Source organism: Streptomyces californicus (genome assembly GCF_000717645.1).
Lineage (GTDB): Bacteria > Actinomycetota > Actinomycetes > Streptomycetales > Streptomycetaceae > Streptomyces > Streptomyces californicus.
On record NZ_JNZZ01000007.1, the window covers coordinates 107037 to 133000 of the forward strand.

The 25964-nt window shown below is 71.5% G+C and carries 24 protein-coding genes; 21 read left to right on the plus strand and 3 right to left on the minus strand.

Annotation, left to right across the window (positions count from 1 at the left end):
* The first annotated feature begins 30 nt into the window (after window positions 1-30).
* Window positions 31-606: an HIT family protein gene (locus IF19_RS0111395; RefSeq protein ID WP_030116228.1), complete on the plus strand. Its 576-nt coding sequence runs from the start codon at window positions 31-33 to the stop codon at window positions 604-606.
* Window positions 607-734: 128 nt separating this feature from the next.
* Here IF19_RS0111395 and IF19_RS0111400 read toward each other — a convergent pair whose 3' ends face one another.
* On the minus strand, window positions 735-2405 hold the full coding sequence (locus IF19_RS0111400) for a hypothetical protein (RefSeq protein ID WP_030116229.1): 1671 nt from the start codon (window positions 2403-2405) through the stop codon (window positions 735-737).
* A gap of 336 nt (window positions 2406-2741) precedes the next feature.
* On the opposite strand from IF19_RS0111400, the gene pgsA reads away from it, so the two are divergent.
* The 18 genes from pgsA (at window position 2742) to IF19_RS1000000135390 (ending at window position 21299) form a co-directional block, all read left to right on the plus strand.
* Window positions 2742-3464 carry a phosphatidylinositol phosphate synthase gene (gene pgsA, locus IF19_RS0111405; protein ID WP_030116230.1) on the plus strand — a complete coding sequence of 241 codons (723 nt, stop codon included), beginning with the start codon at window positions 2742-2744 and terminating at the stop codon, window positions 3462-3464.
* Window positions 3461-4378 carry a phosphatidylinositol mannoside acyltransferase gene (locus tag IF19_RS0111410; protein ID WP_030116231.1) on the plus strand — a complete coding sequence of 306 codons (918 nt, stop codon included), beginning with the start codon at window positions 3461-3463 and terminating at the stop codon, window positions 4376-4378. Before pgsA ends, IF19_RS0111410 begins: the two co-directional genes overlap by 4 nt.
* Window positions 4375-5535 carry a glycosyltransferase family 4 protein gene (locus IF19_RS0111415; RefSeq protein ID WP_030195444.1) on the plus strand — a complete coding sequence of 387 codons (1161 nt, stop codon included), beginning with the start codon at window positions 4375-4377 and terminating at the stop codon, window positions 5533-5535. The genes IF19_RS0111410 and IF19_RS0111415 overlap by 4 nt, the downstream gene beginning before the upstream one ends.
* A 162-nt stretch (window positions 5536-5697) precedes the next feature.
* Window positions 5698-6246 (plus strand): hypothetical protein, encoded by a 549-nt coding sequence (locus IF19_RS0111420; protein ID WP_030116233.1) that lies wholly within the window; start codon window positions 5698-5700, stop codon window positions 6244-6246.
* 270 nt (window positions 6247-6516) lie between these two features.
* The gene (gene pdxS / locus IF19_RS0111425; protein ID WP_030116234.1) at window positions 6517-7437 is read left to right on the plus strand and encodes a pyridoxal 5'-phosphate synthase lyase subunit PdxS; all 921 of its coding nucleotides are present in this window, start codon (window positions 6517-6519) and stop codon (window positions 7435-7437) included.
* Window positions 7438-7443: 6 nt separating this feature from the next.
* Entirely contained in the window at window positions 7444-8037 is a 594-nt protein-coding gene (pdxT, locus tag IF19_RS0111430) for a pyridoxal 5'-phosphate synthase glutaminase subunit PdxT (protein WP_030116235.1), read from the plus strand.
* Window positions 8038-8098: 61 nt separating this feature from the next.
* Window positions 8099-8851, plus strand: coding sequence for a YebC/PmpR family DNA-binding transcriptional regulator (locus IF19_RS0111435; protein ID WP_030116236.1), 753 nt, complete (start codon window positions 8099-8101; stop codon window positions 8849-8851).
* 169 nt (window positions 8852-9020) lie between these two features.
* The gene (gene ruvC / locus IF19_RS0111440) at window positions 9021-9680 is read left to right on the plus strand and encodes a crossover junction endodeoxyribonuclease RuvC (RefSeq protein ID WP_030277766.1); all 660 of its coding nucleotides are present in this window, start codon (window positions 9021-9023) and stop codon (window positions 9678-9680) included.
* Window positions 9677-10303 carry a Holliday junction branch migration protein RuvA gene (gene ruvA / locus IF19_RS0111445; protein WP_030116239.1) on the plus strand — a complete coding sequence of 209 codons (627 nt, stop codon included), beginning with the start codon at window positions 9677-9679 and terminating at the stop codon, window positions 10301-10303. Before ruvC ends, ruvA begins: the two co-directional genes overlap by 4 nt.
* Window positions 10304-10333: 30 nt before the next feature.
* Window positions 10334-11419 carry a Holliday junction branch migration DNA helicase RuvB gene (gene ruvB, locus IF19_RS0111450; protein ID WP_030116240.1) on the plus strand — a complete coding sequence of 362 codons (1086 nt, stop codon included), beginning with the start codon at window positions 10334-10336 and terminating at the stop codon, window positions 11417-11419.
* 167 nt (window positions 11420-11586) lie between these two features.
* Window positions 11587-12072: a preprotein translocase subunit YajC gene (yajC, locus tag IF19_RS0111455; RefSeq protein ID WP_030116241.1), complete on the plus strand. Its 486-nt coding sequence runs from the start codon at window positions 11587-11589 to the stop codon at window positions 12070-12072.
* 150 nt (window positions 12073-12222) lie between these two features.
* Window positions 12223-14025, plus strand: a complete 1803-nt coding sequence (gene secD / locus IF19_RS0111460) for a protein translocase subunit SecD (RefSeq protein WP_030116242.1) — start codon at window positions 12223-12225, stop codon at window positions 14023-14025.
* A gap of 1 nt (window position 14026) precedes the next feature.
* Window positions 14027-15112 carry a protein translocase subunit SecF gene (gene secF, locus IF19_RS0111465; protein WP_030116243.1) on the plus strand — a complete coding sequence of 362 codons (1086 nt, stop codon included), beginning with the start codon at window positions 14027-14029 and terminating at the stop codon, window positions 15110-15112.
* Window positions 15113-15115: 3 nt separating this feature from the next.
* Window positions 15116-15667, plus strand: coding sequence for an adenine phosphoribosyltransferase (locus IF19_RS0111470; RefSeq protein WP_030116244.1), 552 nt, complete (start codon window positions 15116-15118; stop codon window positions 15665-15667).
* Between the two features lie 169 nt (window positions 15668-15836).
* Window positions 15837-18437 carry a RelA/SpoT family protein gene (locus IF19_RS0111475; RefSeq protein WP_030116245.1) on the plus strand — a complete coding sequence of 867 codons (2601 nt, stop codon included), beginning with the start codon at window positions 15837-15839 and terminating at the stop codon, window positions 18435-18437.
* 22 nt (window positions 18438-18459) lie between these two features.
* Window positions 18460-19773, plus strand: coding sequence for a serine/threonine-protein kinase (locus IF19_RS1000000135385; protein ID WP_050492737.1), 1314 nt, complete (start codon window positions 18460-18462; stop codon window positions 19771-19773).
* Window positions 19766-20173: an effector-associated constant component EACC1 gene (locus IF19_RS1000000136925; protein WP_030116247.1), complete on the plus strand. Its 408-nt coding sequence runs from the start codon at window positions 19766-19768 to the stop codon at window positions 20171-20173. Before IF19_RS1000000135385 ends, IF19_RS1000000136925 begins: the two co-directional genes overlap by 8 nt.
* The gene (locus IF19_RS1000000135390) at window positions 20157-21299 is read left to right on the plus strand and encodes a caspase, EACC1-associated type (protein WP_050493772.1); all 1143 of its coding nucleotides are present in this window, start codon (window positions 20157-20159) and stop codon (window positions 21297-21299) included. Before IF19_RS1000000136925 ends, IF19_RS1000000135390 begins: the two co-directional genes overlap by 17 nt.
* Before the next feature lie 79 nt (window positions 21300-21378).
* Here the strand turns inward: IF19_RS1000000135390 and IF19_RS0111495 are convergent, their stop codons facing one another.
* Both IF19_RS0111495 and IF19_RS0111500 read right to left on the minus strand, forming a co-directional pair.
* On the minus strand, window positions 21379-22611 hold the full coding sequence (locus IF19_RS0111495) for a DUF349 domain-containing protein (RefSeq protein ID WP_030116250.1): 1233 nt from the start codon (window positions 22609-22611) through the stop codon (window positions 21379-21381).
* 214 nt (window positions 22612-22825) lie between these two features.
* On the minus strand, window positions 22826-23620 hold the full coding sequence (locus tag IF19_RS0111500; protein ID WP_030116251.1) for a peptidylprolyl isomerase: 795 nt from the start codon (window positions 23618-23620) through the stop codon (window positions 22826-22828).
* A gap of 151 nt (window positions 23621-23771) precedes the next feature.
* Here IF19_RS0111500 and IF19_RS0111505 point away from each other — a divergent pair, with 151 nt between their 5' ends.
* Together IF19_RS0111505 and hisS are read left to right on the plus strand one after the other, a co-directional pair.
* Entirely contained in the window at window positions 23772-24461 is a 690-nt protein-coding gene (locus IF19_RS0111505; RefSeq protein WP_030116252.1) for an MBL fold metallo-hydrolase, read from the plus strand.
* Between the two features lie 17 nt (window positions 24462-24478).
* Window positions 24479-25741 carry a histidine--tRNA ligase gene (hisS, locus tag IF19_RS0111510; protein WP_030277763.1) on the plus strand — a complete coding sequence of 421 codons (1263 nt, stop codon included), beginning with the start codon at window positions 24479-24481 and terminating at the stop codon, window positions 25739-25741.
* The last annotated feature ends 223 nt before the right edge of the window (window positions 25742-25964 follow it).

A 25964-nucleotide genomic window follows, 5' to 3' on the forward strand; every position in this document is an offset into this window, starting at 1 on the left:
CGGCGACACGCCCCGTCGGGGTGACGCCATATGCTGACGGGCATGACGAGTGAGCCGGAGCAGCAGATCGGGGTGGGCACGCCCGACGCATTCCAGCGCCTGTGGACGCCCCATCGGATGGCGTACATCCAGGGCGAGAACAAGCCGAGCGGCCCGGGGGCCGACGACGGCTGTCCGTTCTGCTCGATCCCCGCCAAATCCGACGAGGACGGGCTGATCGTGGCCCGCGGCGAGCACGTCTACGCGGTGCTGAACCTGTATCCGTACAACGGCGGCCACCTCATGGTCGTGCCCTACCGCCACGTGGCCGACTACACCGAGCTGAACGGCCCCGAGACCGTCGAGCTGGCGGACTTCACCAAGCGGGCCATGACCGCGCTGCGGACGGCCTCCGGGGCGCACGGCTTCAACATCGGCATGAACCAGGGCTCCGTCGCCGGCGCCGGGATCGCCGCGCACCTGCACCAGCACCTGGTGCCGCGCTGGGGCGGGGACGCCAACTTCATGCCGGTCATCGGCCACACCAAGGTGCTGCCCCAGCTGCTGGGCGACACCCGGGCCATCCTGGCCGACGCCTGGCCGACGGGGGACCTGCCGGTCCGCTGAGCTGTGTGCCGTGTGCCGTGTGCCCTACGCGTGTCGCCGGTCGTGCGGGAGGGGAGGCCCGGTCGCCGGGCCTCCCCTCCGCGTTCCGCCCTCCGCACCGGCCGACCCGTGCCGTACGGGCGCCGCGCCTACGCGTCGTACACGTCGGCCTTGCGCGGGGCCGGGTCCTGGACGAGGCCGCTCAGGACCATCGAGCGGTTGTCGAAGCGCTCGGTGTCGACGCCGTTCTCCGCGAGGACGCGCATCGCCGCCGTGTGCACGGCCCGCAGCACCGGAGTGGCGGCGCGCATCGCGTCGTCCGCCATGAAGCGGTGGTTCCACGGCTTGGCCGCCCACGCGTGGCGCAGCCCGAACGGCTCCGGCAGCACGATCTTGCCGCCCAGGTAGTCCAGCAGCGGCGGATACCAGGTGAGCGGTGCGCGGAGGGCGAGCCGGACGACCTCCTTGGCGTCCACCAGCGCCAGCTGCACGTCCCGGGTCTCCCAGAAGCGGACCGTCTTGTTGACCGTCTTCGTCTTCGCCGCGGGCTTGGAGAGGAACAGGCCGTGCACCGGCCCCAGCGCGTGACCGGTGACCTCGATGCGCAGCGTCTCGTGGAGGACGGTCACGGTGATCATCATCGTGATGACCAGCTGACCGTCCCACAGGGTGAACTGGACGCCCAGGTAGTGCCGGTCGCCGCTGCCGAACTGCTGGTGGTTGCAGATCCGCTGGATCTCGTGCGGCTTCACCTGGAAGGTGGCGACGTCCTCGCCGGCGGGGCGGGTGACGGAGTCGGCGTTCTCCCCGATGGGCGAGACGATCCAGTGCTTCACGGACGGCTTCGGGAAGCCGCCGGTGTTCAGCGGGCCGCGCTCCAGCATCTTCAGCTGGTCGTGGATGATCCGGATCAGGTCCCAGCTGCGGAACTGGTGGATCTCCTTGGTCTTGTCCTTGGGGATCAGCTCCTCGGCCAGCTGCCAGCTGCCCCAGCGGGTGCCCATCCCGAGGACGCCCTTGGGCCCGGCGTAGAAGACCGAGTTCGACTGCTGCTCGGCCGACAGCTTCTCCAGCCCCTGGCGCATCGCCTCGCGCGCGGTCTCGTTGGGGTTCTTCGGCACCGCCTCGGGGATCTTCGCGATCACGCCGCCGCCCGAGAGCAGCCCCTCCCAGCGGGCCCGCAGGTCCCTGGCCGAGGTCTCCGCGATCCGCTTGGCGATCACCCAGCCGATCACCGGGGCGATGAGCGCCCCCCGGACGTACAGCGCGAGCAACCCGTTCAGCGGGAGCTTGACCATCAGGACCAGCGCGCCGATCCCGAAGGCCGCCAGCAGGACCGTGCCGACCGCGCGGAACGCGGTGTCCTTGGACTTGTTCAGCGCGTCCCGGATCCGGAACGCGATCACCCAGGCCAGCATGCCGGGCAGGAACAGGACGCCGAACACCAGCGTGACCAGGGTGAGCCGGGTGTCCCGGGCCTTGCGGAGGTTGTTCGCCGACAGGCAGTGCTCCACCACCGTCTGCGGGTCCATGCCGAAGGACTGGATGAGCGCCGCACGCGCGCCGCCGAGCATCCGCTCCTGCACCGCACGGGCGAACGCCTCGCCGAGATTCGGCTTGAAGTAGTCCGACTTGAAGAGTTTGGACGAGCCCGTCTTCACCGTCGATTTGTGCCACTCGCCGTTGGCGTCGAGGATCGTCTCCACCGGACTGTCCCGGTACGCCGCCGAGGCCAGGGCGTTGGTCGCCACGGTCTGGCCGCCCGCGCCCTGGATCGGGACCTGCGCCCCGGGTGAGAAGTCGAATCCGTCGTTGGCCACCTTGTCGCCCCCACTCGCCGCACGTCTGCTCCTGCGGTGTGCCCAACTACCGTACGCGGCATACCTTCTGAGCTGCGCCCACAGCGTATCGTCCGGATCACGCCACTGCCCGTCACCGACGTGACCGAGGGCGGTGTGTGCGACAGTGCGCCGGTCACGCGCCGGGGGGTCGCTCCGCACGGAGCGGTGGCGGCGCCGCCCGACGTCGTCGTCGTGGCCGAAGACCGGTGACACCCGGCCGCGGGTGCCCGGCCGGTGGAAGGCACCGGCGGTGACTACGATGGGCCAGCCGGTGGCCGAATGGGCCGCCCGGTGAACCGAACCCTCGGGAAGGCCATGCTGAACAAGTACGCGCGTGCATTCTTCACGCGTGTCCTCACACCGTTCGCCGCACTGCTGCTCCGCCTCGGGGTCAGCCCCGACGCGGTCACGCTCATCGGTACGGCCGGAGTGATGGCGGGCGCGCTGGTCTTCTTCCCGATGGGGGAGTTCTTCTGGGGCACGATCGTCATCACGGTCTTCGTCTTCTCCGACCTCGTCGACGGGAACATGGCGCGGCAGGCCGGGATCTCCAGCCGGTGGGGCGCGTTCCTCGACTCGACGCTGGACCGGGTCGCCGACGGGGCGATCTTCGGCGGTTTCGCGCTCTGGTACGCGGGCCGCGGGGACGACGACATCCTCTGCGCCGTGGCGATCTTCTGCCTGGCCAGCGGCCAGGTGGTCTCGTACACCAAGGCGCGCGGCGAGTCGATCGGCCTGCCGGTCGCGGTCAACGGCCTGGTGGAGCGCGCCGAGCGGCTCGTCATCTCGCTGGTCGCCGCCGGTCTCGCCGGACTGCACAAGTTCGGCGTCCCCGGCATCGACGTGCTGCTCCCGATCGCTCTGTGGATCGTCGCCGTCGGCAGCCTCGTCACGTTGATCCAGCGCGTGGTGACGGTACGCCGCGAGTCGGCCGAGGCGGACGCGGCCGAGGCCGCCGCGCCTGCGGCCCAGGGGCCGGCCGGGGTGCTCCGCCCGGACGCGGACGCCTCCGGGCGGGACGGCGAGGGCGACCGGTGACCGGCTCCGACCTGAGGGGCCGCCTCACCGACGGGCTCTACGGACTGGGCTGGGGCGCGGTCAAGAAGCTGCCCGAGCCCGCCGCCGCCCGGCTTTTCCGCACCATCGCCGACCAGACGTGGAAGCGGCGCGGCAAGAGCGTGCTGCGACTGGAGTCGAACCTCGCCCGGGTCGTGCCCGACGCCACCTCGGAGCGGCTGGCCGAGCTGTCGCGGGCCGGGATGCGCTCGTACATGCGGTACTGGATGGAGTCGTTCCGGCTGCCGACCTGGACCCCGGAGCGGATCCGGGCGAGCATCGACGTCAGGGACGCCCACCTGCTGACCGAGGGCCTCGACGCAGGGAAGGGCGTCATCCTGGCCCTGCCCCACCTCGGCAACTGGGACCTCGCGGGCGCCTGGGTAACCACGGACCTCAAGGTGCCCTTCACCACCGTCGCCGAACGGCTGGAACCGGCCACCCTCTACGACCGGTTCGTCGCCTACCGCGAGGGCCTCGGCATGGAGGTCCTGCCGCACAGCGGCGGCGCCGCCTTCGGCACCCTGGCCCGCCGGCTGCGCGCGGGCGGCCTGGTCTGCCTGGTCGCGGACCGGGACCTGTCGGCGTCCGGCGTCGAGGTGTCGTTCTTCGGCGCCACCGCCCGGATGCCCGCGGGACCGGCGCTCCTCGCCCAGCAGACGGGCGCGCTGCTGCTGCCGGTGACGCTCTGGTACGACGGCACGCCGGTGATGGGCGCCCGCGTCCACCCGGCGGTCGAGAAGCCCGCGGAGGGCGCCCGCGCCGAGAGGACCGCCGCCATGACCCAGGCCCTGGCCGACGCCTTCGCCGGCGGCATCGCCGAGCACCCGGAGGACTGGCACATGCTCCAGCGGCTCTGGCTGGACGATCTGGACCCCCGGAGGGAACCGACGTGAAGATCGGCATCGTCTGCCCGTACTCCTGGGACGTACCGGGCGGCGTGCAGTTCCACATCCGGGACCTCGCCGAACACCTGATCCGGCTCGGCCACCAGGTCTCCGTCCTGGCCCCCTCCGACGACGAGACCCCGCTGCCGCCCTACGTCGTCTCGGCCGGCCGGGCCGTCCCCGTCCCGTACAACGGCTCCGTCGCCCGGCTCAACTTCGGCTTCCTCTCGGCGGCCCGGGTGCGGCGCTGGCTGCACGACGGCACGTTCGACGTCATCCACATCCACGAGCCGACCTCCCCCTCGCTCGGCCTGCTGGCCTGCTGGGCGGCGCAGGGGCCGATCGTCGCGACCTTCCACACCTCCAACCCGCGCTCCCGGGCGATGATCGCCGCGTACCCGATCCTCCAGCCCGCGCTGGAGAAGATCAGCGCCCGGATCGCGGTCAGCGAGTACGCGCGGCGCACCCTGGTCGAGCACCTCGGCGGGGACGCGGTCGTCATCCCCAACGGCGTCGACGTCGACTTCTTCGCCGACGCCGAGCCGAAGGCCGAGTGGCAGGGGCGGACCCTGGGCTTCATCGGCCGCATCGACGAACCCCGCAAGGGCCTGCCCGTCCTGATGAAGGCGCTGCCCGCGATCCTCGCCGCCCACCCCGAGGCCCGGCTCCTCGTCGCCGGACGCGGTGACGAGGAGGAGGCGGTGGCCACCCTGCCGAAGGAGCTGCGCGAGCGCGTCGAGTTCCTCGGCATGGTCAGCGACGAGGACAAGGCCCGGCTGCTGCGCAGCGTCGACGTGTACGTGGCCCCCAACACCGGCGGCGAGAGCTTCGGCATCATCCTGGTGGAGGCGCTGTCGGCCGGTGCGCCGGTCCTCGCCAGCGACCTGGACGCCTTCGCGCAGGTGCTGGACCAGGGCGCGGCGGGCGACCTGTTCGCCAACGAGGACGCCGACGCGCTGGCCGCCGCCGCGATCCGGCTGCTGGGCGACCCGGAGCGCCGGGCCGGACTGCGCGAGCGCGGCGGGGCCCACGTCCGCCGCTTCGACTGGGGGACGGTGGGCGCCGACATCCTCGCGGTGTACGAGACGGTGACCGACGGCGCCGCCTCGGTCGGGGCGGACGAACGCTCGGGGCTGCGGGCCCGGTTCGGGCTCGCCCGGGACTGAGGGCACGTCCCGGACCGGTCCACGTCCGGCGGATCCTGACCGGGTCCGCGGGCACGTCCCGGACCGGTCCACGTCCGGTCGTGAACGGGCCCCGGTGGTCGACGGGCCCTCCCGCCCGGGGGATGCGTTCCGGGCCCGCGCGCGAGGGTAGCGTGTGGGCCCGTGACCGTAACCCTCATCGTCTGGATCGTCGTCGCCCTCGTCGCGATCGGCGTGTACCTCAGCTGGACCGCCGGCCGGCTCGACCGCCTGCACTCCCGGATCGACGCCGCCCGCGCCGCCCTCGACGCCCAACTCCTGCGCCGCGCCTCGGTCACCCAGGAGCTCGCCACCTCCGGCGTCCTGGACCCGGCCGCCTCGATCGTCCTGTACGAGGCCGCGCACGCCGCCCGGCAGGCCGAGGAGGACCACCGGGAGGTGGCCGAGAGCGAACTGAGCGCCGCCCTGCGCGCGGTCTTCGGCGAACCGGCCCAGGTGGAAGCGGTGAAGGAGGTCCCCGGCGGCGAGGAGGCGGCCACCGAACTGGCCGCCGCCGTACGCCGCGTGCCGATGGCCCGGCGCTTCCACAACGACGCCGTACGCGCCGCCCGCGCGCTGCGCCGGCACCGTACCGTCCGGCTCTTCCGGCTGGCCGGGCACGCCCCGTTCCCGCTCGCCGTCGAGATGGACGACGCCCCGCCGGTGGCCCTCGCGGACCGTCCGGGCACCTGAGCCGGGGAACGCACCGGGCCCGGCGTCCGAGCGGGGAACGTACCGGTCCCCCCGGCCGGAGAACGGACCCGGGGAACGGACCCGGAGAACGGACCGGCCCGGCGTCCGAGCCGGACCGTGGGGCGGCCCGGCATCCGACACGGACAGCGGTCCGCGGCGCGGGCCCGGCCAGAACGATCCACGGCCTGCCCATTGGCCCTTGCTGTGGCCTGGTCCCGGAGCGTTTCCTCGGTGGTGCAGAGTTCAGCGTCTTTCACCGAGTGAGGTCCCGTGTCCACGCTTCCCAGCACCCCGCAGTCCGCCGGTTCCCCCGCCACCGGCACCGCCCGCGTCAAGCGCGGCATGGCCGAGCAGCTCAAGGGCGGCGTGATCATGGACGTCGTCGACGCCGAGCAGGCGAAGATCGCCGAGGACGCGGGGGCCGTGGCCGTCATGGCCCTGGAGCGGGTCCCGGCCGACATCCGCAAGGACGGCGGCGTGGCCCGGATGTCCGACCCCAACATGATCGAGGAGATCATCGGGGCCGTCTCCATCCCCGTCATGGCCAAGTCCCGCATCGGCCATTTCGTCGAGGCCCAGGTGCTCCAGTCCCTCGGCGTCGACTACATCGACGAGTCCGAGGTCCTCACCCCCGCCGACGAGGTCAACCACAGCGACAAGTTCGCCTTCACCACCCCGTTCGTCTGCGGCGCCACCAACCTCGGCGAGGCCCTGCGCCGCATCGCCGAGGGCGCGGCCATGATCCGCTCGAAGGGCGAGGCCGGCACCGGCAACGTCGTCGAGGCGGTCCGCCACCTGCGCCAGATCAAGAACGAGATCGCGCGTCTGCGCGGCTTCGACAACAACGAGCTGTACGCCGCCGCCAAGGACCTCCGCGCCCCCTACGAGCTGGTCAAGGAGGTCGCGGAGCTGGGCAAGCTGCCCGTCGTGCTCTTCTCCGCCGGCGGTGTCGCCACCCCGGCCGACGCCGCGCTGATGCGCCAGCTCGGGGCCGAGGGCGTCTTCGTCGGCTCCGGCATCTTCAAGTCCGGCGACCCGGCCAAGCGCGCCGCCGCCATCGTGAAGGCCACCACCTTCTACGACGACCCGAAGGTCATCGCGGACGCCTCCCGCAACCTGGGCGAGGCCATGGTCGGCATCAACTGCGACACGCTGCCCGAGTCCGAGCGCTACGCCAACCGCGGCTGGTAACCACCGATGAGCGACACCCCCCTGATCGGCGTCCTCGCACTCCAGGGCGACGTACGGGAGCACCTGATCGCCCTGGCCTCGGCGGACGCCCTGGCCAGGCCGGTCCGGCGCCCCGAAGAACTGGCGGAGGTCGACGGCCTGGTCATCCCGGGCGGCGAGTCCACCACCATGTCCAAACTGGCGGCGCTCTTCGGCATGCTGGAGCCGCTGCGCGCACGGGTGCGGACCGGGATGCCGGTCTACGGCACCTGCGCCGGCATGATCCTGCTCGCCGAGAAGATCCTCGACCCCCGCTCGGGGCAGGAGACCGTCGGCGGCATCGACATGATCGTGCGGCGCAACGCCTTCGGCCGGCAGAACGAGTCGTTCGAGGCCGCGATCGACGTCGTGGGCGTCGACGGCGGCCCGGTGGAGGGCGTGTTCATCCGCGCGCCCTGGGTCGAGTCCGTGGGAGCCGACACCGAGGTCATCGCCGAACACGACGGACATATCGTCGCCGTCCGGCAGGAAAACGCCCTCGCCACCTCCTTCCACCCCGAACTGACCGGCGACCACCGCATGCACGCCCTGTTCGTGGACATGGTGCGCGCGGTGAAGTGAGCCGACCCCGGTAGGATCTCTCGGGTTCGACTCGATTTTGGTGACGCGAAGGAGAAGGCAGATGTCCGGCCACTCTAAATGGGCTACGACGAAGCACAAGAAGGCCGTGATCGATGCCAAGCGCGGCAAGCTCTTCGCGAAGCTGATCAAGAACATCGAGGTCGCGGCCCGCTCCGGCGGCGTTGACCCCGACGGCAACCCCACGCTCGTCGACGCCATCCAGAAGGCGAAGAAGAGCTCCGTCCCGAACAAGAACATCGACTCCGCGGTCAAGCGCGGCGGCGGTCTCGAAGCGGGCGGAACCGACTACGAGACGATCATGTACGAGGGCTACGGCCCCAACGGCGTCGCGGTGCTCATCGAGTGCCTCACCGACAACCGCAACCGCGCCGCCTCCGACGTACGCGTCGCCATGACCCGCAACGGCGGCTCCATGGCCGACCCGGGCTCGGTCTCGTACCTGTTCAACCGCAAGGGCGTCGTGATCGTGCCCAAGGGCGAGCTGACCGAGGACGACGTCCTCGGCGCGGTCCTCGACGCGGGCGCCGAGGAGGTCAACGACCTCGGCGAGACCTTCGAGGTGGTCAGCGAGGCCACCGACATGGTCGCGGTGCGCACCGCTCTCCAGGAGGCGAGCATCGACTACGACTCCGCCGAGGCCAGCTTCCTGCCCACCATGCAGGTCGAGCTGGACGAGGAGGGCGCGCGCAAGATCTTCAAGCTCATCGACGCGCTGGAGGACAGCGACGACGTGCAGAACGTCTTCGCCAACTTCGACGTGTCCGACGAGGTCATGGAGAAGGTCGACGCCTGACGGCACGACCGGCCGATCCTCACGCGACGGGCCGACGGGGCACTCCCCGTCGGCCCGTCGTCCTGTGGTTACGACGGATTGTCGGTGCGAGCCGATAGCCTGCGGGAACAGATGATCGAGCGGGTGCGCGGAACGCGCCGGCGACGACGGAGGACAGGGGGGGGGCTCCATGCGGGTTCTGGGCATCGACCCGGGGCTGACCCGGTGCGGCGTCGGCGTGGTCGAAGGGGTCGCGGGCCGGCCGCTCACCATGATCGGCGTCGGCGTCGTCCGCACGCCCGCCGACGCCGAGCTGGGCGACCGGCTCGTCGCCGTCGAGCGCGGCATCGAGCAGTGGCTCGACGAACACTCCCCGGGCTTCGTCGCGGTCGAGCGCGTCTTCGCCCAGCACAACGTCCGTACGGTGATGGGCACCGCCCAGGCCAGCGCGGTCGCCATGCTCTGCGCCGCCCGCCGCGGCATCCCCGTCGCCCTGCACACCCCCAGCGAGGTCAAGGCCGCCGTCACCGGCTCCGGCCGGGCCGACAAGGCCCAGGTCGGTGCGATGGTGACCCGGCTGCTGCGGCTGGACGCGCCGCCCAGGCCCGCCGACGCCGCGGACGCCCTCGCCCTCGCGATCTGCCACATCTGGCGGGCCCCCGCGCAGAACCGGCTCCAGCAGGCCGTCGCCGCCCACCGCGCGCCCGGCACGCACCGGGCGGCCGCCCCCTCCCGTACGCCCGGTGTCCCGCGCACGCCGGGCTCCACCCGCGCGCCGGGACCGTCCGGCGCGACCGGCTCCTCCAGCGCCTCCGGCGCGCCCCGCACGTCGAAAGGCCGCACCGCATGATCGCCTTCGTCTCCGGCCCGGTGGCCGCCCTCGCCCCGACCACGGCCGTCATCGAGGTCGGCGGCATCGGCATGGCCGTCCAGTGCACGCCGAACACCCTCGCCGGCCTGCGCGTCGGCAAGGAGGCCCGGCTCGCCACCTCGCTGGTCGTCCGCGAGGACTCCCTCACCCTGTACGGCTTCGCCGACGACGACGAGCGGCAGGTCTTCGAACTCCTCCAGACCGCCAGCGGCGTCGGCCCCCGCCTCGCCCAGGCGATGCTCGCCACCCACAGCCCCGACGCCCTGCGCCTCGCCGTCTCCACCGGCGACGAGAAGGCGCTGACCGCCGTCTCCGGCATCGGGAAGAAGGGCGCCCAGAAGCTGCTCCTGGAGCTCAAGGACCGCCTCGGCGAACCGGTCGGCGCGCACATCGGCCAGCAGGGCATCGGCACCCCCGTCACCTCGGGCTGGCGCGACCAGCTCCAGGCCGCGCTGATCGGCCTCGGCTACGCGAGCCGCGAGGCCGACGAGGCCGTCAACGCCGTCGCCCCGCAGGCCGAGGCCGCCGCCGCCGAAGGCGCCGCACCCCCCGTGCCGCAGCTCCTGCGGGCCGCCCTGCAGACTCTCAACCGCGCACGCTGACCGGCACCGAACCACCGAAGAGGCCCCGAAATGAACTGGGACGAGACCGGATCCGAGACCGACGAGCCGACCGGCCCGGTCCTCGACGACCGGCTGGTCGACGCGGACGCGGACGGCGAGGACACCGCGGTCGAGGCGGCGCTGCGCCCCAAGGACCTGGACGAGTTCGTCGGCCAGGAGAAGGTCCGCGAGCAGCTCGACCTGGTGCTCAAGGCCGCCCGCGCCCGGGGCGCCACCGCCGACCACGTACTGCTCTCCGGGGCTCCCGGCCTCGGCAAGACCACCCTCTCGATGATCATCGCCGCCGAGATGAACGCTCCGATCCGGATCACCTCGGGCCCCGCCATCCAGCACGCCGGTGATCTCGCCGCGATCCTCTCCTCCCTCCAGGAGGGCGAGGTCCTCTTCCTCGACGAGATCCACCGCATGTCCCGGCCCGCCGAGGAGATGCTGTACATGGCGATGGAGGACTTCCGCGTCGACGTCATCGTCGGCAAGGGCCCCGGCGCCACCGCCATCCCGCTGGAGCTGCCGCCGTTCACCCTGGTCGGGGCCACCACCCGGGCGGGACTGCTGCCGCCCCCGCTCCGCGACCGCTTCGGCTTCACCGGGCACATGGAGTTCTACGCCCCCGCCGAGCTGGAGCGCGTCATCCACCGCTCCGCCCGCCTCCTCGACGTCGGCATCGACGCGGACGGCGCGGCCGAGATCGCCGGACGCTCCCGGGGCACCCCCCGTATCGCCAACCGGCTGCTCCGCCGCGTCCGCGACTACGCCCAGGTCAAGGCCGAGGGCATGATCGACCGGGAGATCGCCGCGGCGGCCCTCAAGGTGTACGAGGTTGACGCCCGCGGACTCGATCGGCTGGACCGTGCCGTCCTCGGCGCCCTGCTGAAGCTCTTCGGGGGCGGACCGGTCGGCCTGTCCACCCTGGCGGTCGCCGTGGGGGAGGAGCGGGAGACCGTCGAGGAGGTCGCCGAACCCTTCCTCGTACGGGAAGGACTGCTGGCCAGGACGCCGCGCGGCCGGGTCGCGACCCCCGCGGCCTGGGCGCATCTGGGGCTGGTTCCGCCGACCCACGGAGCAAAGGGACAACAGGGTTTGTTCGGGGCGTGAGAGGTCACAGGTTCGCGTGTACGGGAACCCGGGTGCCATGCTGGGCGTTGTTCCATCGATGCGGACTCATCTAGACTCCGCCGATGCCGCCCTAACCGGTCGGTGTACCCACCCCCGTAGATAACAGGCCGCATTCCAGCGCGGTCGTGCGAAGGAATTCCCGTCCCGTGGATCTCTTGACTTTCCTCCCCTTCATCGTGCTCATCGGGGCCATGTTCCTGATGACCCGCTCCGCCAAGAAGAAGCAGGCGGCGGCCGCGCAGATGCGCAACGACATGCAGCCCGGCACCGGCGTCCGCACGATCGGGGGCATGTACGCGACCGTCAAGGAAGTCCACGACGACACCGTCCTCCTCGAAGTCGCCCCCGGCGTGCACGCCTTCTACGCGAAGAACGCCATCGGCGCCGTCCTGGACGACGCGGAGTACAACCGCATCGTGCACGGCGACGACCCGGAGCTGGACACGGAGGGCACCGTCGTTCCCGACGACGCCTCCTCGCTGACCGGTGACGCCGAGGTGGCCAAGATCGACCTGGGCAAGGACGACGCGGACGACGACGCCGGCCCCGAGGACGCCCCGGCCAAGGACGTCAAGGACGCCAAGGACGCCAAGGACGAGGGCAAGACCGACGGCGAAGCCGACACCAAGTAGTTCACACGACCCCGGGGACGTCGCGCGCCCACCGGCGCGCGGCGTCCCCGGGACCGTGAGGTCGTCCGCGGGGGCGGGGTCCCCACTACATTTCGTGGCCGTTCCGACGCGTACCCGGCGCGGGGCGGTTGGACAGGGAGAAACGAGAAGGTGGCAGCAGCCAAGAAGGGCCGAGGGCCGTCCGGCGGTCAGGGCAGGCCAGGGCGTGCCCTGGCGCTGATCCTCATCGCCATGGTCGCGCTCGCCGGGGGGATGTTCCTGTCCGGGCACACCACGCCCCGGCTCGGCATCGACCTCGCCGGCGGCACGTCGATCACGCTGGAGGCGCAGAACCAGCCCGGCAAGCCGAACGCGATCAACAAGACCAACATGGACACCGCGGTCGGCATCATCGAACGCCGCGTCAACGGTCTTGGCGTCTCCGAGGCCGAGGTTCAGACCCAGGGCGATCGCAACATCATCGTCAACATCCCCAAGGGGACGAACTCCAAGCAGGCCCAGGAGCAGGTCGGCACCACCGCCCAGCTCTACTTCCGGCCCGTGCTGACGGTGCAGGCGAGCGGCCCCGCGCCGACGCCGTCCGGCTCCGCCAAGCCCTCGGGCAACGCCACCCCGAAGCCCGGCGAGTCCGCCGAGGGCGGCGACAAGGCCAAGGACGGGGACAAGGCCGAGGACGGCGACAAGCCCGAGGGCGAGGAGGCCACCGGTACGGAGGCCACCCCCTCGGCGAGCGCCACCACCCAGGGCCGCGCGGTCACCGGCGCCCTGACCAAGGACCCGACGCCCGGCGCCTCCGACAAGCCGAAGCCGTCCGACTCCCCGGCGGCGACGCCCTCCGCGGACCCGGCGACGGCCAAGCTCCAGGAGGAGTTCACCAAGCTCGACTGCACGGACCCCAAGCAGCGGACCGACGCGGGCAAGGGCGCCAAGGCCACCGACTCGATCGTCGCCTGCGGTTCCAACGTCCCGGGCAGCTACGAGAAGTACATCCTCGGCCCCGCCGAGGTCTCCGGCGGTGACGTCGACGACGCCAAGGGCGCCATCGACCAGCAGACCGGCGAGTGGATCGTGTCGATGGAGTTCACCTCCGCCGGCGCCAAGAAGTTCCAGACGATCACCGGCCGGCTCTCGCAGCAGCAGCCGCCGATGAACCAGTTCGCGATCGTCCTCGACGGCGAGGTCGTCTCCGCGCCCTCGGTCCGCACCGCGCTCAGCAAGAACGCCCAGATCTCCGGCAGCTTCACCCAGCAGTCGGCCGAGGACCTCGGCAACATCCTGTCGTACGGCGCCCTGCCCCTGACCTTCAAGGAGGTCAGCGTCACCACCGTGACCGCGGCGCTCGGCAGCGAGCAGCTCCGGGGCGGCCTCATCGCCGGAGCCATCGGTCTCGCCCTCGTCGTCGTCTACCTGGTGGTCTACTACCGGGGCCTCGCGTTCATCGCGCTCCTGAGCCTCCTGGTCTCCGGCGTCCTCACGTACACGATCATGTCGTTGCTGGGCCCGGCCATCGGTTTCGCGCTGAACCTCCCCGCGGTCTGCGGCGCCATCGTCGCCATCGGCATCACGGCCGACTCGTTCATCGTCTACTTCGAACGCGTCAGAGACGAGATCCGCGAGGGCCGTACGCTCCGTCCGGCCATCGAGCGCGCCTGGCCGCGCGCCCGCCGCACCGTCCTGGTCTCCGACTTCGTGTCGTTCCTGGCCGCCGCGGTGCTCTTCATCGTCACCGTCGGCAAGGTGCAGGGCTTCGCCTTCACGCTCGGCCTCACCACCCTGCTCGACGTCGTCGTGGTCTTCTTCTTCACGAAGCCCCTGATGACGCTCATGGGCCGCACGAAGTTCTTCTCCCGGGGCGGCCCGTGGTCCGGGCTGGACCCGAAGCGGCTCGGCGCCCAGCCGCCGCTGCGCCGCTCGCGCCGTGTCAACGCCCCCACCGAACCGAAGGAGGCGTGAGATGTCGCGACTCGGCAATCTCGGCGCCCGGCTCTACCGCGGTGAAGTCGGCTACGACTTCATCCGCAACCGCAAGATCTGGTACGGCATCTCGATCCTGATCACCATCACGGCCATCATCGGCGTGGCGGTCGGCGGGCTGCGGATGGGCATCGAGTTCAAGGGCGGCGCGGTCTTCACGACCGACACCAAGGCCCGGATCTCGACAGCCCAGGCCACGGACGTGGCGACCGAGGCGTCCGGCCACATGGCGATCGTCCAGGAGCTCGGCAACGGCGGTCTGCGCATCCAGATCACCGAGGTCGACACCGCCAAGGCCAACGAGATCAAGGAGACGCTCTCCGACGAGCTCGGCATCCCGGCCGACGACATCAACGCGGACCTGGTCGGCCCGAGCTGGGGCGAGCAGATCGCCAACAAGGCGTGGACCGGCCTCGGGGTCTTCATGGTCCTGGTGGTGATCTACCTGGCCATCGCCTTCGAGTGGCGGATGGCCGTCGCCGCCCTCATCGCGCTGATCCACGACATCACCATCACGGTCGGCGTCTACGCCCTGGTCGGCTTCGAGGTCACCCCGGGCACGGTGATCGGTCTGCTGACCATCCTCGGTTACTCCCTGTACGACACGGTGGTGGTCTTCGACAGCCTCAAGGAGGGCCAGAAGGACATCACCAAGCAGACCCGCTTCACCTACAGCGAGATCGCCAACCGGTCGATCAACAGCACCCTGGTCCGCTCCATCAACACCACCGTGGTGGCGCTCCTGCCGGTCGCCGGACTGCTGTTCATCGGCGGCGGCGTCTTCGGCGCGGGCATGCTGAACGACATCTCGCTCTCGCTGTTCGTGGGTCTCGCCGCCGGTGCGTACTCCTCGATCTTCATCGCCACGCCGCTCGTCGCCGACCTCAAGGAACGCGAACCGCAGATGAAGGCGCTGAAGAAGCGGGTGCTGGCCAAGCGGGCCGCCGCGGCCGCCAAGGGCGAGTCCCCGGACGACGGGTCCGAGGGCCGGCACGACGCGGCCGAGGCAGCGGGCACCGGGATCGGCCGCCCCCGGTCCCACGGCAGCACCCCCGGGAAGCGCTGAGCCATGACGAGCACCGCCGAATCCGTCCGCGAGCTGCTGCTCAGCCGGATCCGCGATGTCGCGGACTACCCGAAGCCGGGCGTGATGTTCAAGGACATCACCCCGCTGCTCGCGGACCCGGCCGCCTTCACGGCGCTCACCGACACCCTCGCGGAGCTGTGCGTACGGCACGGCGCCACGAAGATCGTCGGCCTGGAGGCGCGCGGCTTCATCCTGGCCGCGCCCGTCGCGGTCCGGGCGGGCATGGGATTCGTCCCGGTCCGCAAGGCCGGGAAGCTCCCGGGGGCCACGCTGAGCCAGTCCTACGAGCTGGAGTACGGCAGCGCCGAGATCGAGATCCACGCCGAGGACCTCGACCCGGCGGACCGGATCATGGTCATCGACGACGTGCTCGCCACCGGCGGCACCGCCGAGGCGTCGCTGGAGCTCATCCGGCGGGCCGGCGCCCGGGTCGCGGGCGTCGCGGTCCTCATGGAGCTCGGCTTCCTCGCGGGCCGGGCCCGGCTGGAGCCGCGTCTCGACGGCGCCCCGCTGGAGGCCCTGATCACGGTCTGATCCGCGGTCGCGGTCCGGCGACGGACACCGAGCACACAGGGACGGGCACCCGGGAACACCGGGTGCCCGTCGTGCGTTGTCCCGTCTCCCACCGTCCCCGGGCGAGGTCCCGCCGGGGGATCGATACCATGGGCTCTCCGGGTACCCCGGATCCGCACGAGGAGCGCTCTTGCCAGACGAGGCCCAGTCAGCCGCCGCCCCGCAGCCCGAGAAGCCCGTGGCGGCCCCCGCCACGCCGGAGAAGGCCGCGCCCTCGAACGCGCCGGAGCACGCTCCCGCCGACACCGAGCGTCCCCCGGGGACGCCGCCGGCCGGGAAGCCGGCCGCCCCCGAGGCCCCGCCGAACCCGGCCGGGACGACGGGCCCGGCGCAGCCGCCGGCCAGGAAGCCGGCCGCCGCCGCGCCCAAACCGCCGCCCCCCGGGCCTCCCGCCAGGTCCGGGTCCTCGGCCGGTTCAGCCTCGCGCTCCGGCGGCTCCTCCAACCGGGTGCGGGCCCGCCTCGCCCGACTGGGCGTACAGCGCTCCAGCCCGTACAACCCGGTCCTGGAACCCCTCCTGCGGACCGTCCGGAGCAACGACCCCAAGATCGAGACGGCCACGCTCCGCCAGATCGAGAAGGCGTACCAGGTCGCCGAGCGCTGGCACCGGGGCCAGAAGCGCAAGAGCGGCGACCCCTACATCACCCACCCGCTGGCCGTCACCACGATCCTCGCCGAGCTGGGCATGGACCCGGCGACGCTGATGGCGGGCCTGCTGCACGACACCGTCGAGGACACCGAGTACGGCCTCGACACCCTCAGGCGCGACTTCGGCGACCAGGTCGCCCTCCTCGTCGACGGCGTCACCAAGCTGGACAAGGTCAAGTTCGGCGAGGCGGCGCAGGCCGAGACCGTCCGCAAGATGGTCGTCGCCATGGCCAAGGACCCCCGGGTGCTGGTCATCAAGCTCGCCGACCGCCTGCACAACATGCGCACCATGCGCTACCTCAAGCGGGAGAAGCAGGAGAAGAAGGCCCGCGAGACGCTGGAGATCTACGCCCCGCTGGCGCACCGGCTGGGCATGAACACCATCAAGTGGGAGCTGGAGGACCTCGCCTTCGCGATCCTCTACCCCAAGATGTACGACGAGATCGTCCGGCTCGTCGCCGAGCGGGCCCCCAAGCGCGACGAGTACCTCGCCATAGTGACCGACGAGGTCCAGGCCGATCTGCGCGCCGCCCGCATCAAGGCCACCGTCACCGGCCGCCCCAAGCACTACTACAGCGTCTACCAGAAGATGATCGTGCGGGGCCGCGACTTCGCCGAGATCTACGACCTGGTGGGCATCCGCGTCCTCGTCGACACCGTCCGCGACTGCTACGCGGCGCTCGGCACCGTCCACGCCCGCTGGAACCCGGTCCCGGGGCGGTTCAAGGACTACATCGCGATGCCCAAGTTCAACATGTACCAGTCGCTGCACACCACGGTGATCGGTCCCAGCGGCAAGCCCGTCGAACTGCAGATCCGCACCTTCGACATGCACCGCCGCGCCGAGTACGGCATCGCCGCCCACTGGAAGTACAAGCAGGAGGCCGTCGCGGGCGCCTCCAAGGTGCGCACCGACGTCCCCAAGAACACCGGGCGCGGCCAGGACACCGTCAACGACATGGCGTGGCTGCGCCAGCTCCTGGACTGGCAGAAGGAGACCGAGGACCCCAGCGAGTTCCTGGAGTCCCTGCGCTTCGACCTCTCGCGCAACGAGGTCTTCGTCTTCACGCCGAAGGGCGACGTGATAGCGCTGCCCGCCGGCGCGACCCCCGTCGACTTCGCGTACGCCGTCCACACCGAGGTCGGCCACCGGACCATAGGAGCACGCGTCAACGGGCGGCTCGTCCCGCTCGAATCGACGCTCGACAACGGGGACCTGGTCGAGGTCTTCACCTCGAAGGCGGCCGGCGCCGGGCCGTCCCGTGACTGGCTCGGCTTCGTCAAGTCGCCGCGCGCCCGCAACAAGATCCGCGCCTGGTTCTCCAAGGAGCGCCGCGACGAGGCCATCGAGCAGGGCAAGGACGCCATCGCGCGCGCCATGCGCAAGCAGAACCTGCCGATCCAGCGCATCCTGACCGGCGACTCCCTGGTCACCCTCGCCCACGAGATGCGCTACCCGGACATCTCCTCGCTGTACGCCGCGATCGGCGAGGGCCACGTCGCCGCGGCCGGCGTCGTCCAGAAGCTGGTCCAGGCGCTCGGCGGCCACGACGAGGCCAACGAGGACATCGCCGAGTCCACCCCGCCCTCGCACGGCGGCCGCAGCAAGCGACGGGCCAACGCCGACCCCGGCGTCGTCGTCAAGGGCGTCGAGGACGTCTGGGTCAAACTGGCCCGCTGCTGCACGCCCGTCCCCGGCGACCCGATCATCGGCTTCGTCACCCGGGGCAGCGGCGTCTCCGTGCACCGCGCCGACTGCGTCAACGTGGAGTCGCTGTCGCAGCAGCCCGAGCGCATCCTCGACGTCGAGTGGGCCCCCACCCAGTCCTCCGTCTTCCTGGTCGCCATCCAGGTCGAGGCGCTGGACCGCTCCCGGCTGCTCTCCGACGTCACCCGGATCCTCTCCGACCAGCACGTCAACATCCTGTCGGCGGCCGTCCAGACCTCCCGCGACCGGGTGGCCACCTCGCGGTTCACCTTCGAGATGGGCGACCCCAAGCACCTGGGCCACGTCCTGAAGGCCGTACGCGGTGTCGAGGGCGTCTACGACGTCTACCGGGTCACCTCGGCCCGCAGGCCGTGACGCGGATGCCAGGGGGAAGCGAGTGACCGACCCGGGCCTGATCGACGGGCGCTACCGGCTGGTGCGACCGCTGGGGCGTGGCGCCATGGGCGTGGTCTACGAGGCCGAGGACGAGAACCTCCAACGCCGGGTCGCGCTGAAGAAGTTATCGGCGGTCGGCGGCATGTCGGCGGACGACGAGGCGCTGGCGAGGTTCAAGCGCGAAGCGGTGGCGTTGGCCCGCATCGACCACCCCGGCGTGGTCTCGCTGTACGACAGCGGGCTCCACGGGGACGTGCCCTACTTCGTGATGCAGCTCGTTGACGGAGTGGACCTCGCCACGCTGGTCGAGGCGGGGGCCCTCACTCCGGGTGTGGCCTGTGCCGTCGGCCTCGGGGTGGCGCGGGCGTTGGCGGCCGCCCACGAAGCGGGCGTCCTCCACCGCGACGTCAAACCGACCAACGTGGGCATCACACGCCAGGGCAGCGTGGTCCTGCACGACTTCGGACTGGCCCGGCTGGCGGGCGAGTCGGCCATCACCCGCACGGGCGTCACGATGGGGACGCCCCAGTTCATGGCGCCCGAGGTGATCATGGGGGCGGCGCCGGGGCCCACCGCCGACCTGTACGGACTGGGCGTCTGCCTCCACTTCATGCTCACTGGCAATCTGCCCTTCGGCCCGGCCGCCGAGGTGGGCGCCGTCGTCGACAGCGCGCTCGGGGCGGGGATCCGGCCGCTGAGCACCGGCCTGTTCCCGTTCACGCCGGTCAACCTCGCCCTCCTGGTGGACCGGCTGTGCGCGAGGGAGGCGTCCGCCCGTCCCCGGACGGCGGCCGAGGCCGTACGTCTTCTGGAGCCGTTCGGGGGAGACGACGGCCAGGCGGCTCTCGCGGAGCTGGTCGCGGCCAGTGTGCGCAACACGGCGATACTGCAGGCGTGCGAGACCCCCGCCGGGACCCGCGAGACCCCGCCGGAATCCGGGCCGGAGTACGAATGGGACGAGCACGCGCTGCCCGGTCCGCGCGTGCCGCGCCGCGACGTGTTCAGGCCGCTCACCCTGAGCACCACGACCAGGCGGCTGGTCCTCAGCAGCATGACCCCGCAGAACGCGGTTTCGCGGCAGCGCGAGGCCGTGAACCTGGTGCTGCGCGGAGAGCTCCAGGAAGCTGCCGAGATGCTCTCCTCCATCACCCAGGTCTGCCTGTCCTCGCTCGGCCCCGACCACCCCACCACCTTGGCCGCCCAGTTCTGGCAGGCCGTGTGCCTCGCCAGACTGGGCGCCGGGCCCAAGGCGCTCGAACTCTTCTCGAGCGTCAACCGGCACACCGACCAGAGGGGGAACGACAGTGATGAGTGAGTACGAGCTACGTCTGGCTCCGGACAGCGGCGAGGACGCCGAAGAACAGCTGCGGTCGCTGCTGCACTGGCTCAGGGAGGACGAGAACCTCGGCCCCGGAGTGCGCGGCACCCTCCGCAGTACCGCCCCGCCGGGCGCGGAGGACATGGGGGCGGGCCTGGACCTGGTGGCTCTGATCGCGGGCAGCGCCCTCTCCTCGGGATCGCTGGTCTTCTCCGTACTGGAATGGCGGGCCGGACGGCGCAGGGCGCCCGCGCTGGTCGTGCGGCGGGGCCGCGTGGAGGTGCGGATCCCCGCGGACGGGGCCGTGGACGCCGGGGAGCTGCGCCGTATCGTCGCCGCGCTCGGTGAGGACGACGGTCGGACGCGGGAGCCAGAGGGCGATGACGGGACTGCCTGACCCCGGCGCCTCCAGAGCGGTGCTGATCGGGACCGCGTCCTACCGCCACCTCCACGCGCTGCCCGCCGTCGAAGCGAATCTCGCGGACCTGCGGGCCGAGCTCTGCGACGCGACCGTCTGGGGTCTTCCCTCGCAGCACTGCGCGGTCGTCGCGGACCCTCAGCACGCGGCGGCCATGCTGGACCCGGTGCGGCAGGCGGGGGAAGAGGCGACCGACACCCTGCTCGTCTACTACGCGGGGCACGGGATGCGGGACGCGGACTCCGCCGACCTCTACCTCGGGCTGAAGGGGTCACGGGAGAACGCCGGATACACCTCCGTCGCCTACCAGCACCTACGGGCCGAGCTCAGGCTCGCCCGGGCCCGCCGCAAGATCGTGGTGCTGGACTGCTGTTTCAGCGGCAGGGCGGCCAGAACGCTGGCGGCCACGCAGAACGTGCTCGCCGCCCAGGCGGCCGTCGACGGCGCCTATGTGATCACCGCCTCCCCTCGCGACCGGATGGCGCTCGCACCGGACGGCGAGCGCTACACGGCCTTCACCGGCGAACTGCTGACGCTGCTGCGCGAGGGGCTGAAGGACGGGCCCGAACTCCTCGATCTGGACACCGTCTTCCATGTGCTGGAGGAACGGCTCCGAGGGAAGAACCGTCCACTCCCGCAGCGGTCCCAGGAGAACGGCGTCGGCCGTCTCGGACTGGTCAGGAACCGGGCGCGTGCCGTCCGCCGCGCGCCGGCGGGACCCGTCGTCGCGGCCGACGTCAGGGCCGCCATGGTGTCGGCGGGGCTGAGCCTGGCCCGGATGCTGCGGGCCGGGGGACGAGGCAGGGACGCCCTGCCGGTACTGCGGCTCGTCCTGCAGGAGCGGGTGCCCAACGGCGAGGGCAGCCTGCTCGCCGTGCAGATGGAACTGGCGGACATGCTCGCGGAGACGGGGCAGACGGGCGAAGCCATCGAAGTCCTCGAACTGGCCTTCCAGCAGGCGCACAAGATCTACGGCCCGGAAGCGGTGGTGGTCTGCAGACGTCTCGCCGACCTGCTCCAGGAGTCCGGGAACCACATCCAGGCGTGCGAGGTGCTCAAACACGCACTGGACCTGGCCGAGAACGGTGTCCGCGCGCAGGTGTGACCGCGGGCCGTGGCAGGCGGAACGGGGAGGCGCCCGGTACGCGGTGCGTACCGGGCGCCTCCCCGTCAGCGGCCTCTTCCTATCGGCCGCCGAACTCCTCCAGACCCTTCAGCGCCTGGTCCAGCAGCGCCTGACGGCCCTCCAGCTCCTTGGCCAGCTTGTCCGCGCGGGCGTTGTTGCCCTGGGCGCGCGCGGTGTCGATCTGGCCGCGCAACTTGTCCACGGCCGCCTGCAGCTGGCCGGTCAGACCCGCGGCGCGGGCCCGCGCCTCCGGGTTCGTCCGGCGCCACTCGGACTCCTCGGACTCCAGGAGCGCGCGTTCCACCGCCTGCATCCGGCCCTCGACCTTCGGCCGGGCGTCACGCGGTACGTGGCCGATGGCCTCCCAGCGCTCGTTGATGGACCGGAACGCGGCACGGGCCGCCTTGAGGTCCTTCACCGGCACCAGCTTCTCGGCCTCGTCGGCGAGTTCCTCCTTGAGCTTGAGGTTCTCGCCCTGCTCGGCGTCCCGCTCCGCGAAGACCTCGCCGCGGGCGGCGAAGAAGACGTCCTGGGCGCCGCGGAAACGGTTCCACAGGTCGTCCTCGGCCTCGCGCTGAGCGCGGCCCGCCGCCTTCCACGCGGTCATCAGGTCCCGGTAGCGCGCCGCCGTGCCCGCCCAGTCCGTCGAACCGGACAGCGACTCGGCCTCGACGACCAGCTTCTCCTTGGCCTTGCGGGCCTCCTCGCGCTGGGCGTCCAGCGCGGCGAAGTGGGCCTTGCGCCGCTTGGAGAACGCCGAGCGGGCGTGCGAGAAGCGGTGCCACAGCTCGTCGTCCGACTTGCGGTCGAGGCGGGGGAGACCCTTCCAGGTGTCCACCAGCGCCCGCAGCCGCTCACCGGCCGAGCGCCACTGCTCGCTCTTCGCCAGCTCCTCGGCCTCGGCGACCAGCGCCTCCTTGGCCTGCTTGGCCTCGTCGGTCTGCCTGGCCTTGAGGACCTTGCGCTCCTCGCGCCGCGCCTCGACCGTCGCCACCAGCGCGTCCAGCCGCTTGCGCAGCGCGTCCAGGTCGCCCACCGCATGGTGCTCGTCGACCTGCTGCCGCAGATGGTCGATCGCCGCCGTCGCGTCCTTCGCCGACAGGTCGGTGGTCTTCACCCGCCGTTCGAGGAGGCCGATCTCGACCACGATGCCGTCGTACTTGCGCTCGAAATAGGCCAGGGCCTCCTCGGGGGAACCGGCCTGCCACGATCCGACGACCTGCTCGCCCTCGGCTGTACGCACGTACACGGTGCCCGTCTCGTCGACACGGCCCCACGGGTCGCTGCTCACAGCGCCTCCTCCACCTGATGCCTGCGAGGGGGTTCACCCCCCGGGCATCGTCCACAGTTTCCTGGGGCGGGCACCGCCCGCCCTGCACAACGCCAACATAGGCGACCGGCCGCCCGGCTGTCCGCACTCCGCGAGGCCGAAATTATCCGCTCGGACGGGGAAGGGCCCTCGCCCGGGCGAAGGCCCTTCCCGGCCGGTCGCCGTCCCGCGCGGCTCAGCCCTTCTCGACGGACGCCTTCTCCACCGTCACGGCCTTCTTCGGGGCGCCGTCGCCGGCACCGCCCTCGACACCGGCCTCGCCGACCTTCTGGACGGCCTTGAGCGAGGCGTCGTCCATCGTGCCGAACGGGGTGTACGTGGGCGGGAGCTTCGTCTCCTTGTAGACCAGGAAGAACTGGCTGCCGCCGGAGTTCGGCTGGCCGGTGTTGGCCATCGCCACCGTGCCGGGCGGGTAGACGACGCTGCCGTCGGCGCCCGCCTTGCCGAGCGCGTCCAGGTTCTCGTCCGGGATGTTGTAGCCCGGACCGCCCGTGCCGTCGCCCTTGGGGTCGCCGCACTGGAGCACGAAGATGCCCTGCGTGGTCAGGCGGTGGCACTTGGTGCCGTCGAAGTAGCCCTTGTCGGCGAGCGCCTTGAAGGAGTTCACCGTCTGCGGGGTCTTCGCCGCGTCCATCGAGAACCCGATGTCACCCTGGCTCGTCGTGAGCGACAGCGTGTACTTCGCCTTCTTGTCGATCTTCATCGGCGGCAGCGGAGCCTTGCTCTCGCTCTCCGAGGGCTCCGGAGCAGGGCTCTGGCTCGCCGCCGCGTCGCTCTTCTTGTCCTTGTCGTCGTCCTTCTTGCCCGCCACGACGAACGCGCTCACACCCACGACGGCGACCACGGCCACCGAAGCGGCGACGATCGCGGTGATGCGCTTCGTCCGGCGGCGGGCCTCCTCCCGGCGCTTCTGCTGGCGCTCGAACTTCTCCCGGGCGAGCTGCCGCCGCCGCTGTTCGCTGCTGGACACCGGTTGGGCTCCTTGTTACGTCGTGAGGATGAGGGTCTGAGCTGCCCAGTACCGTATATGGGTTACCTGTGGGATGAGGAGCGCCGGTAGGCTCTGATCCGCCGCATCCTTGTCCTGCGGCCGCATCCTCCGCCGAACATTAAGGACGATCGTGCTTATTGCCGGGTTCCCCGCCGGGGCCTGGGGGACCAATTGCTATCTGGTCGCCCCCGCCGCCGGTGAGGAGTGCGTGATCATCGACCCGGGCCACCAGGCCGCCCAGGGTGTCGAGGAAGCGCTGAGGAAGCATCGGCTCAAGCCCGTCGCCGTCGTGCTCACCCACGGCCACATCGACCACGTCGCCTCGGTCGTGCCCGTCTGCGGCGCCCACGACGTCCCCGCCTGGATCCACCCCGAGGACCGCTACATGATGAGCGATCCGGAGAAGGCGCTGGGCCGCTCCATCGGGATGCCGCTCATGGGCGAGCTGACGGTGGGGGAGCCGGACGACGTCAAGGAGCTGACCGACGGGTCGAAGCTGACCCTGGCCGGTCTGGAGTTCGGCGTCTCGCACGCGCCCGGCCATACCAAGGGGTCGGTGACGTTCGGGATGCCCGAGGCCGCGGACGTTCCGCCGGTCCTCTTCTCGGGCGACCTGCTCTTCGCCGGCTCCGTCGGACGCACCGACCTGCCCGGCGGCGACCACGCCGAGTTGCTGGAGTCGCTGGCCCGTGTGTGCCTGCCGCTCGACGACTCGACCGTGGTGCTGTCCGGCCACGGCCCCCAGACGACCATCGGCCGCGAGCGCGCGTCCAATCCGTATCTGAACGGCTTGGACGCGGCGCCGCGCCGAGGACTGTAGACGAGAGACGTATCCACGTGAGCACCTTTCAGGCCCCCAAGGGCACATACGACCTGACCCCGCCCCGTTCCGCGACGTTCCTGGCGGTGCGCGAGGCCATCTCCGCGCCCCTGCGCGACTCCGGTTACGGCTACATCGAGACGCCCGGCTTCGAGAACGTCGAGCTGTTCGCGCGCGGTGTCGGCGAGTCCACCGACATCGTCACCAAGGAGATGTACACCCTCACCACCAAGGGCGGCGACCAGCTGGCGCTGCGCCCCGAGGGCACCGCGTCCGTTCTGCGCGCGGCCCTGGAGGCCAACCTCCACAAGGCGGGCAACCTCCCCGTCAAGCTCTGGTACTCCGGCTCGTACTACCGCTACGAGCGCCCGCAGGCGGGCCGCTACCGCCACTTCTCGCAGGTCGGCGCCGAGGCCATCGGCACCGAGGACCCGGCCCTGGACGCCGAGCTGATCATCCTCGCCGACCAGGCGTACCGCTCGCTGGGCCTGCGCCGGTTCCGCATCCTGCTGAACTCGCTGGGCGACAAGGAGTGCCGCCCGGTCTACCGCGAGGCGCTCCAGACCTTCCTGCGCGACCTGGACCTCGACGAGGAGACCCGCCGCCGCATCGAGATCAACCCGCTGCGGGTCCTGGACGACAAGCGGGCCGACGTCCAGAAGCAGCTGACCGACGCCCCGAAGCTCCGCGACTACCTGTGCGACGCGTGCAAGGCGTACCACGAGGAGGTCCGCGCCCTGCTCACGGCGGCCGGGGTGGCGTTCGAGGACGACGAGAAGCTGGTGCGCGGCCTCGACTACTACACCCGTACGACCTTCGAGTTCGTCCACGACGGTCTCGGCTCGCAGTCCGCGGTGGGCGGCGGAGGCCGCTACGACGGCCTCTCCGAGATGATCGGCGGTCCCGAGCTGCCGTCCGTCGGCTGGGCGCTCGGCGTGGACCGCACGGTCCTCGCCCTGGAGGCCGAGAGCGTCGAGCTCGATCTGCCCGCCACCACCAGCGTCTACGCGGTCCCGCTCGGCGAGGAGGCCCGCCGGGTGCTGTTCGGCGTCGTCACCGAGCTGCGCCGCGCGGGCATCGCCGCGGACTTCGCGTTCGGCGGCCGGGGCCTGAAGGGCGCCATGAAGAGCGCCAACCGCTCGGGCGCGCGCTACACCCTGGTCGCGGGCGAGCGCGATCTCGCCGAAGGCGTCGTCCAGCTCAAGGACATGGAGTCCGGCGAGCAGAGCGCGGTCCCGCTGGCCGAGGCCGCGGCGGAGCTGGCGAAGCGGCTCGGCTGACGCGAGCACGGGTGACGGCGCGGCCGACGAGGCTGTGAGAGGGCGTTGCCGCCGGGACCGGAAGTCCCGGCGGCAACGCCCTCTTCCGTCAACGTGGCGTTGTGCGCGTTCATCCTTGACGGTGGAATCCGCGCGGAGTCCCCTGCGGAAGGGGTGCGGCCCGCCCGGTGCGGGGAGGTCGGCATCGTCCGTCGTCGCGGGCGCGCGGCCCGAGCGCCCTTGC

Bases quoted from the DNA above. Each gene is read 5' to 3' on its own strand.
- IF19_RS0111395 (WP_030116228.1), top strand. From the start codon at position 31: ATGCTGACGGGCATGACGAGTGAGCCGGAGCAGCAGATCGGGGTGGGC.
- pgsA (WP_030116230.1), top strand. From the start codon at position 2,742: ATGCTGAACAAGTACGCGCGTGCATTCTTCACGCGTGTCCTCACACCG.
- pdxT (WP_030116235.1), top strand. From the start codon at position 7,444: ATGAGCGACACCCCCCTGATCGGCGTCCTCGCACTCCAGGGCGACGTA.
- IF19_RS0111435 (WP_030116236.1), top strand. From the start codon at position 8,099: ATGTCCGGCCACTCTAAATGGGCTACGACGAAGCACAAGAAGGCCGTG.
- ruvC (WP_030277766.1), top strand. From the start codon at position 9,021: ATGCGGGTTCTGGGCATCGACCCGGGGCTGACCCGGTGCGGCGTCGGC.
- ruvA (WP_030116239.1), top strand. From the start codon at position 9,677: ATGATCGCCTTCGTCTCCGGCCCGGTGGCCGCCCTCGCCCCGACCACG.
- ruvB (WP_030116240.1), top strand. From the start codon at position 10,334: ATGAACTGGGACGAGACCGGATCCGAGACCGACGAGCCGACCGGCCCG.
- secF (WP_030116243.1), top strand. From the start codon at position 14,027: ATGTCGCGACTCGGCAATCTCGGCGCCCGGCTCTACCGCGGTGAAGTC.
- IF19_RS0111470 (WP_030116244.1), top strand. From the start codon at position 15,116: ATGACGAGCACCGCCGAATCCGTCCGCGAGCTGCTGCTCAGCCGGATC.
- IF19_RS1000000136925 (WP_030116247.1), top strand. From the start codon at position 19,766: ATGAGTGAGTACGAGCTACGTCTGGCTCCGGACAGCGGCGAGGACGCC.
- IF19_RS1000000135390 (WP_050493772.1), top strand. From the start codon at position 20,157: ATGACGGGACTGCCTGACCCCGGCGCCTCCAGAGCGGTGCTGATCGGG.